At 72.4% G+C, this 6976-nt stretch carries 8 protein-coding genes; 6 read left to right on the top strand and 2 right to left on the bottom strand.

Features of this window, described 5'->3' with window-relative positions; translation table 11 throughout:
* Positions 1 to 280: 280 nt before the first annotated feature.
* The 6 genes from G6R24_RS16560 (at position 281) to G6R24_RS16535 (ending at position 5180) form a co-directional block, all read left to right on the top strand.
* Positions 281 to 1099 carry a fibronectin type III domain-containing protein gene (locus G6R24_RS16560; RefSeq protein WP_338084450.1) on the top strand — a complete coding sequence of 273 codons (819 nt, stop codon included), beginning with the start codon at positions 281 to 283 and terminating at the stop codon, positions 1097 to 1099.
* Positions 1096 to 1956 (top strand): class I SAM-dependent methyltransferase, encoded by an 861-nt coding sequence (locus G6R24_RS16555; RefSeq protein ID WP_163550142.1) that lies wholly within the window; start codon positions 1096 to 1098, stop codon positions 1954 to 1956. Before G6R24_RS16560 ends, G6R24_RS16555 begins: the two co-directional genes overlap by 4 nt.
* A gap of 143 nt (positions 1957 to 2099) precedes the next feature.
* Positions 2100 to 2597: an OmpA family protein gene (locus G6R24_RS16550; protein ID WP_225438625.1), complete on the top strand. Its 498-nt coding sequence runs from the start codon at positions 2100 to 2102 to the stop codon at positions 2595 to 2597.
* A complete protein-coding gene (locus G6R24_RS16545; RefSeq protein ID WP_225438624.1) occupies positions 2594 to 3433 on the top strand; it encodes a hypothetical protein in 840 nt (279 codons plus the stop codon). Before G6R24_RS16550 ends, G6R24_RS16545 begins: the two co-directional genes overlap by 4 nt.
* A 139-nt stretch (positions 3434 to 3572) precedes the next feature.
* Positions 3573 to 4058 carry a hypothetical protein gene (locus tag G6R24_RS16540; protein WP_163550140.1) on the top strand — a complete coding sequence of 162 codons (486 nt, stop codon included), beginning with the start codon at positions 3573 to 3575 and terminating at the stop codon, positions 4056 to 4058.
* A gap of 45 nt (positions 4059 to 4103) precedes the next feature.
* The gene (locus G6R24_RS16535; protein ID WP_163550139.1) at positions 4104 to 5180 is read left to right on the top strand and encodes a hypothetical protein; all 1077 of its coding nucleotides are present in this window, start codon (positions 4104 to 4106) and stop codon (positions 5178 to 5180) included.
* Here G6R24_RS16535 and G6R24_RS16530 read toward each other — a convergent pair.
* Both G6R24_RS16530 and G6R24_RS16525 read right to left on the bottom strand, forming a co-directional pair.
* Positions 5158 to 6213: a 1-acyl-sn-glycerol-3-phosphate acyltransferase gene (locus G6R24_RS16530; RefSeq protein WP_163550138.1), complete on the bottom strand. Its 1056-nt coding sequence runs from the start codon at positions 6211 to 6213 to the stop codon at positions 5158 to 5160. The genes G6R24_RS16535 and G6R24_RS16530 overlap by 23 nt on opposite strands.
* A 13-nt stretch (positions 6214 to 6226) precedes the next feature.
* Positions 6227 to 6976: patatin-like phospholipase family protein (locus tag G6R24_RS16525; RefSeq protein WP_163550137.1), on the bottom strand; the 750-nt coding region annotated here is incomplete at its 5' end.

Below are 6976 nucleotides of genomic sequence, written 5' to 3'. Positions count from 1 at the left end.
GGCTGGCACCGAGCACCCGGGGCATTCCGCCGACACGGTCGGCCTACCAGAGCGACCCGGGCGCCGAACCGGACGAACCAGCCAGCCCGGCCGGGTCAGCCAACCCGGCCCACCCGGAGGGCCCCGCCGACCCGGGTGCCGCCCACCAGAGCGACCAGGCGAACCAGCCGGGCGACGTGGGCGGGGCCGCCGCGGGCGTGCCGGCGGCGCCGACGGATCTGGTCGGGGTGGTGCAGGACGGCGCGGTGCTGCTGCGCTGGGAGCCCTCGGACACCCCGGGGTGTCCTACCGCGTGTCCCGGGTGCTCGCCGACGTGTCCGCGCCGGGGGGCCGACGCGAGCGCGGGCTGGGGATCACGGCCGCCACCGAGCTCTCGGACGCCGGGGTGCCGCGCGGGGTGGAGTACTGGCACGAGGTGGTCGCGGTGCTGGCGGGGGCGTCCGGGCGGCTGCGTTCGACGGCGGCGCGGACGCCGTCGCGGGTGCTGGCGCCGGCGGTGACGGTGCTGCGGGCGACCATGTCGGGGGATGCGGTGGAGCTGTCGTGGCGACCGATGCCCGATCATGACGAGGTGGTCATCGAGCGGACGTTCGCCGAGTCGTCGGCGTTGTCGGGCGCCAAGCGGCGTTTTCGGGGGGTCGGCGGGCACTTCGTGGACGCGGACGTCTCCCCGGGTGCGGTCTACCGCTACCGGGTGTGGGTCGTCGGGCCCGACGGGTCGGACGCGCTGGCCCCGGTGGATGCCAGTCAGGTCGTGATCCGCGCGGTCGCCCGGCCGCGGGCGGTGCTGGATCTGGAGGCCCGCGCCACCCTCGGCGGCGCGGTGCTGCGCTGGACGACCGTGCCGGGCACCGTCGTGCGGGTCTACGCCACCGAGAACCCCACCCAGGCCGGTCTGGCCGGGACGGGCCCGTTCGGCCCGGCGGACCGTGAGGTGAGCCTGCGTTCGCTGGAGGGCCGGGCCCGGCTGGTCGGGGAGAGCCGGCGTGGCCGGCTCGTCGACCGGCAGACCGGCCTTCCCGTCGTCTACACCCCGATCACCGTCGCCGAGGACCGGGCCGTGATCGGTACCGCTGTCAACCATGAGGGCACCCTGTGAGCAACCCGCCGGCCTACGGCTACGTCGACATCGACGCCGACACCGCTCGCCACGCCAGCCGGATCTACTGGGACGACACCGCGGCCGACTACCAGGCCGAACACGGCGAGTTCCTGGGCGACAGCGACTTCTGCTGGAGCCCGGAGGGGCTGCGTGAGTCCGAGCTGCGTCTGCTCGGCGATGTGGCCGGACGGACCGTGCTCGAGATCGGCTGCGGCGGCGCGCAGTGCGCCCGCTGGCTGCGGACCCAGGGGGCGCGGGTGGTCGGGATGGACCTGTCCGCCGGCCAGCTGGCCCAGGCCCGCGCGCTCGGGGCACGCACCGGCATCGAGGTGCCGCTGGTGCAGGGCGACGCGGTGGCGCTGCCGTTGGCCGACGAAAGTGTCGACCTGGCCTGCTCGGCGTTCGGGGCCGTCCCGTTCGTGGCCGATTCGGCCGCGTTGATGCGCGAGGTGGCCCGGGTGCTGCGTCCCGGTGGGCGCTGGGTGTTCTCCACGACCCACCCGTTCGTGTGGTGTCTGCCGGACGAACCGGATGAGGACACCGGCCTGCGGATCTACCACAGCTACTTCGACCGCCGGGCCTACACCGAGCACGACGAGGCCGGCCGGGCCGTCTACACCGAGACGCACCGGACCGTCGGTGATCGCGTCCGGGAAATCGTCGGGGCCGGACTCACCCTGGTTGACCTGCTGGAACCCGAGTGGCCGGCGGGTCTGACCGCGACCTGGGGGCAGTGGGGGCCGGAGCGTGGCGCCTATGTGCCCTCGACCTCGATATTCGTGACGAGGCGACCCGCGGCCCCAACAAAGGACCAGTACACCCCACTACGTGCACAACACCCCCGGGTGTCCTGAGCTGACCCGAACGGCCCCGTTATGGTAGGCCCCGCATTCGCCGTTGGGGGCAGACTGTGGACCACGCTCACTGCGCACCCGGAGATGCCACGCCCAGGCGCGGCAGTCCGGCCGTCCGCCCATGCCCGACTTCGGGTACCCGAATGTGTGTGGGTGTCGCGCTCGCACTGACGGTGGGGCTGGCCGCCACCGGATGTGGATCAGGCAGCGGTGGGGCGTCGTTCGTCGCGGCCCCGCACGCGATCCGGTCCGCCCCGGCGGTCGCAGCCGACCCGTTGCCACCGCTGAGCAAGTTCGTCACCCAGCCAGACGGAAGCCAGGTGACGACGGTCAGTTCCGACTACCTGTTCGACTCGAACAGCAGCACGCTGATGCCACAGGCGGTGACGGCACTGGAGCAGATCCTGCCCGCGGTGCGTGAGCATCCCGGCCGGATATCGGTGATCGGTTACAGCGACGGCCTCGGCCGTACCGAGGACAACCAGGAACTGTCCCTCGACCGTGCCAAGGCGGTTGAGGCGTGGCTGGCCACACAGAACATTCCCAGCTCAGTGCTGGACGTCGAGGGCCGGGGCAAGCAGGGCGCGCGGGACGGCGTCCCCGATGCGAGCCGACGCCGAGTGGAGATCGTGCTTCGATGACGCACCGCCTGTCCCTGCGCAGGGCCCTGTGGCCACCGCGCGGGGCCGCTCTGGTCCGCCGGCTCGCACCCCTGATCGCGGTGTCGCTGCTGGTCGTGCCCGCGTTGACCGCCTGCGATCCGGGCGGCCTGCTGGGCACGGCGAAGGCGTCCGGGCCGCTGGACTGCAAGATCTACCAGGAGAAGACCCCCAAGGACGGGGCGCCGCTGCTGCTGGTGCTGCTGGATGTCACCGACAACTCGGCGGCCACCGCGACCCGGGTGGCCAGCCGCGTCCAGCCCTACCTGGACGCGGCGCTGCGCGACGGCTCCTACATCCGTCTCGTCGCCACCGCCGGCGGCCCGATGATCTACTCCGACTGCTTCCACGGCGATCGGATGTTCCAGGTCAAACGGCGTAACAGCGCCCGGGAGGAGAAGGACCGTGCCGCCGCCTCGAAGGCGCTCGGCACCGAGATCAGCCAGGTCGTCCAGTCCACGAAGGTCGGCCCGACCGGCAGCGCCACACCGCTGCTCGCCGGTATCAACGACGAGGTCGCCACGGTGCGCGCCACCCCCGGGGTGAAGGCGACCGCGGTGACCGCGCTGGTCTGGTCCGATCTGCTCGGCACCGGCGGGCAGGCCGACTGCCTGAACGTCGATGGCAAGACCGCGTCGGTCACCATCGCCGAGGCCGTGGTGAAACGGTGCTTCGAGACCGGGCAGATCCGCTCGGCCGGGGCGACCAGGGTCCGCTTCATCGGCGTCAACGAGGGCAGCGCGGACCGCCCGCAGCAGGAGCTCGCCCGCTACCTCAAGGGTGAGTTGTGCCGACGGATCAGCAGTGACTGTGACTAGCCCGCTGCCCCCCGCCTCCGCAGGACCGCCGCCCGAGGACAACCCCTACCCGACGGATGCCTCGATCGCATCACCCGCTGTACCCCCACCGTCGAGGTCCGTTCCGGGCCGGGTGGGACCCAAGCCGAGGAGGCGACCGATGGGCATCCTGCACGAACCGGAGGACCAGCACTTCAGCCCCGCGCTTATGCGCTCGACCGTGGTCATCCTCACCTGCCTGGGGCTGTTGGCGGTGTTGGAGCTGTGGGTGTGGCTCACCCTGTCCTCGCCGTTCGCACGCGTGTCGGTGACCGGCTCGATGATCGTGACCGCGGTGAGCTTCTTCATCGCCGGCAACACCTTCCGACTGCGCGACATCCGCCGCCGCGTCGGTAACCAGGCCCGTGCCGGCCGGATCGCCCCGATCGACGCGCTGTCCCAGCTGCCGCCGCGGGAGACCATCCAGCGCCGGTTCCTGCTCGGCGTGGTCGGCGCCGTCGTCGGCGTCGGCACCCTGGTGCTGACCATGGTGTTCTCCGGGGACGAGCAGCAGGGCGCCCGGGAGGCCATGGTCGCCTCGGTCCTGGGCATCGTCTGCGCGATGCTCTGCTTCGTCGGCGGCACCTTCGCCCGCCCGATCGACTGATACCCGCGCGGATGCCACTCATGACGGAAACAGGAGCCTGAAACGGTGCTGCGCAGGGGAAACCAGCCAGGACGTCTGGCCAAGCAGCTCATCCGCCGCGTCGGAGATGCCGACGTCGCGCTCGCCGGCGCGGAGACCCGGCCCAAGGTGCTCAAAAGCCTCGAGGAGGCCGAGGTCCAGGAGGTCCGTGCCTCCGTGCGCTCCGACGGGCGCACGCTGGAGGAGCTGATCGCCGAGCTGCGGATGGAGATCGACTCCCGGGCCGAACGCCGGGAGCGCCGCAGCGAACTGATCAAGAACAAGGTCGAGCAGGGCCGGTTGTGGCGCAGCGTCGGCGTCCAGGAGCGCATCCCGCAGATGGCCCTGGCCGAGGCCGCCCGCAAGGTCGTCCTGAGCGTGCTGGCCGCCCTGGACTTCTACGTCTTCGCCCAGTCGTACGCGGTGCTCGCGGACGTCGGTGGCTACGGGCCGGAGTGGTGGCTCGGTGGCCTGCTCGGGGTCGCGGTGTTCATCGCCGGTGTGGCGCTCGCACACGGCATCAAGGCGTCCATCCTGGCTCGGGCGCAGCAGCAGATGCTCGCCGACGCCGACGCCGGACGGCTCAAGATGGACCCGGACGTCCGCGAGCAGCTCGTCGAGTCCCGCTCGTCCGCGCTGGCACTGAGCCTGACCGCCGCGATCTTCCTGCTGCTGTCGGTCGCCGGTGTGCTGGTGCGCAGCCAGGGCACCGCCGGGGAGACCACCGGCGGTGCGGTCATCCTGTTCCAGGCGCTGATCCCGCTGGTCGCCGTCGCCGTCGAGCTCTACCTGCACGACCCGACCGAGCGCGACGAGCCGATGCCGAACCTGGTCGACCGCCGCCTCGAACGGCGCCTGGCCAAGGCCGAACGCCGGCTGCGCATCGTCGCCGCGCAGGTCGAGGCGAAGGTCGCCAAGATCGAGAAGCTCTATCGGGTCGAAGAGGCCATCCTGGACGTCGAGCAGAAGGACATGGGGCTGCGGCACACCACCGACCTGGTCCTCGGCGGCGGGCACATCCCCACCGTCCCGACCAACGGCCGGGTCGCCGAGGTCGACCGCACCGAACTCGAGAAGACCATCAAGATGGCCCGACGTTCCTGACCTCCGGCTCACCCGGCTCGACCCGCTCGGCAGGCCGTTCGGTGGCACGCTGGGTGTCGATCCAGGCGTTGACCACCGCCCAGTGCATGGTCAGCCACTGGGTGCGTCCGGTCGCCGACGGCGGGATCTCGGCCGCCGGCACCCACCACCAGCGCAGCACCAGGGGTGCGCCGAAGGGCACCCCCCGCCATACGTCGACGGGGGTGGCGAGCTCGTCCAGCCCGGCATGCGCCACGATCATCGTGGCGGCGACCGTGCCGGCCGCGAGGGCGGCGAGCACCCCGGCCGGTCGCGGTGGCAGGACCGCGTCGAGATCCTCGGCGACCGCGGCGCGTTCCCACTGGCCGCGGGCCCGCAGCCGGGCGATCAGCCGCCGTCGGCGTCCCGGGGTGAAGTTAGCCCCTTCCGGGAAGATCACCAGCGCCTCGCCGCGACGTAGCCGTCCGGCCAGGGCGCCGATGCGCTGGGCGGCGTCCCGCTGCGAGCCGTCGTTGCGCAGGAAGCACGCGCCGAGCCGGTTGAGCAGCAGGTCGATCGCCGGGTCCAGCTGCAACGAGTCCAACAGCACCACCCGGGGCAGCAGCTGGTAGCGGCTGAGCAACAGGTGAACGAGCACGAACGAGTCCCCCGGCCCGGCATGGCGCCCGAGCACCAGCACCGGGCCGTCCGGGACCGGACCGCGCGGCGGCTCGTGGATCTCCAGCTCGAGCCGGACGAGTCGGCGGGCCGCCCCGACGAGCAGACCCACCCCGCGGCGCAGCACGAGCACATGCGCCCGCTCGTAGCGGTCCCGTCCCAGCACCGGCCGCACCAGCCACAGCGCCCCGGCACTGACCAGGACGACGGCCTCCATCGCCAGGTAGAGCGCGACCAGCGTCGCGATCCGGGCCACCCGCAGCCGGCGGTCCAGCAGCGGCGCGACCACCAGCCCGAGCCCGGCGACACCGAGGGCGAGCAGCGCCCCCGCCGCCGCGACCGGCACGAACACCGGATCGATCACGAACCGGCGGACCGCCCACGGCGGAACATCCACGGCCGGCGCCCCGTCAGCCGACGTCGACCGGGCGCACCCGGCCGGCGGCGGCATCCTCGAGGTAGGCCGCGGTCGCCTGTTCCGCCTGCCGAATCCGCCGGACCAGCCCACCCGTCGAGCGATAACGCAGCGGCACCAGCGGCGCGCTCCGATCCTCACCCACCGGCAGGACGTGCACGGCCACCCCGGCCGGCAGCCGGGCCATCGCCTCGGTGAACCCACGGCGCCGCGCGATCTCGAACGCGACCAGACCCGCCTCCCACGGCCATCGCGGCGGTCGCAGCGGCCGTTCGATCCGTCCCACATGCAGGACGTAGACCGTCCGCGCGCCGAGTTCCACCGCCCGTCCCACCGGGTTCGAATCGACGATGCCACCGTCGATGAAATGCTCGTCGCCGATGCGCACCGGTGGCAGCAGCGCCGGAACGGCACAGGATGCCAGCACCGCCTCGACCAGCGGACCCCGGTCGAACCAGTGCGCCGCCGCCCGTTCGATGCTCGCCGCCACGCACTGGAAGCGCACCGGCAGCTCCTCGATCGACGTGTCCGGCAGGTGGCTGCGCAGCAGAGCCCGCAACGGCAGGTTGGAATGCAGATGTCCGTGCCGCATCACCGTCGCCACCCGCTTCGCCGGCCCACCGGTGAACACGTCCGACACTCCCAGCCCCGACCACAGCCGCGTCAGCTGCCCGATGGTCGTCGCCGACGGCTCCGCCGCGATCGCCGCCCCGTTGATCGCCCCGACGGACGTCCCCACCACCAG

It is taken from the genome of Candidatus Frankia nodulisporulans, from assembly GCF_902806475.1.
Taxonomy (GTDB): domain Bacteria; phylum Actinomycetota; class Actinomycetes; order Frankiales; family Frankiaceae; genus Frankia; species Frankia umida.
This window is presented reverse-complemented; position numbering and strand designations above follow the sequence as displayed.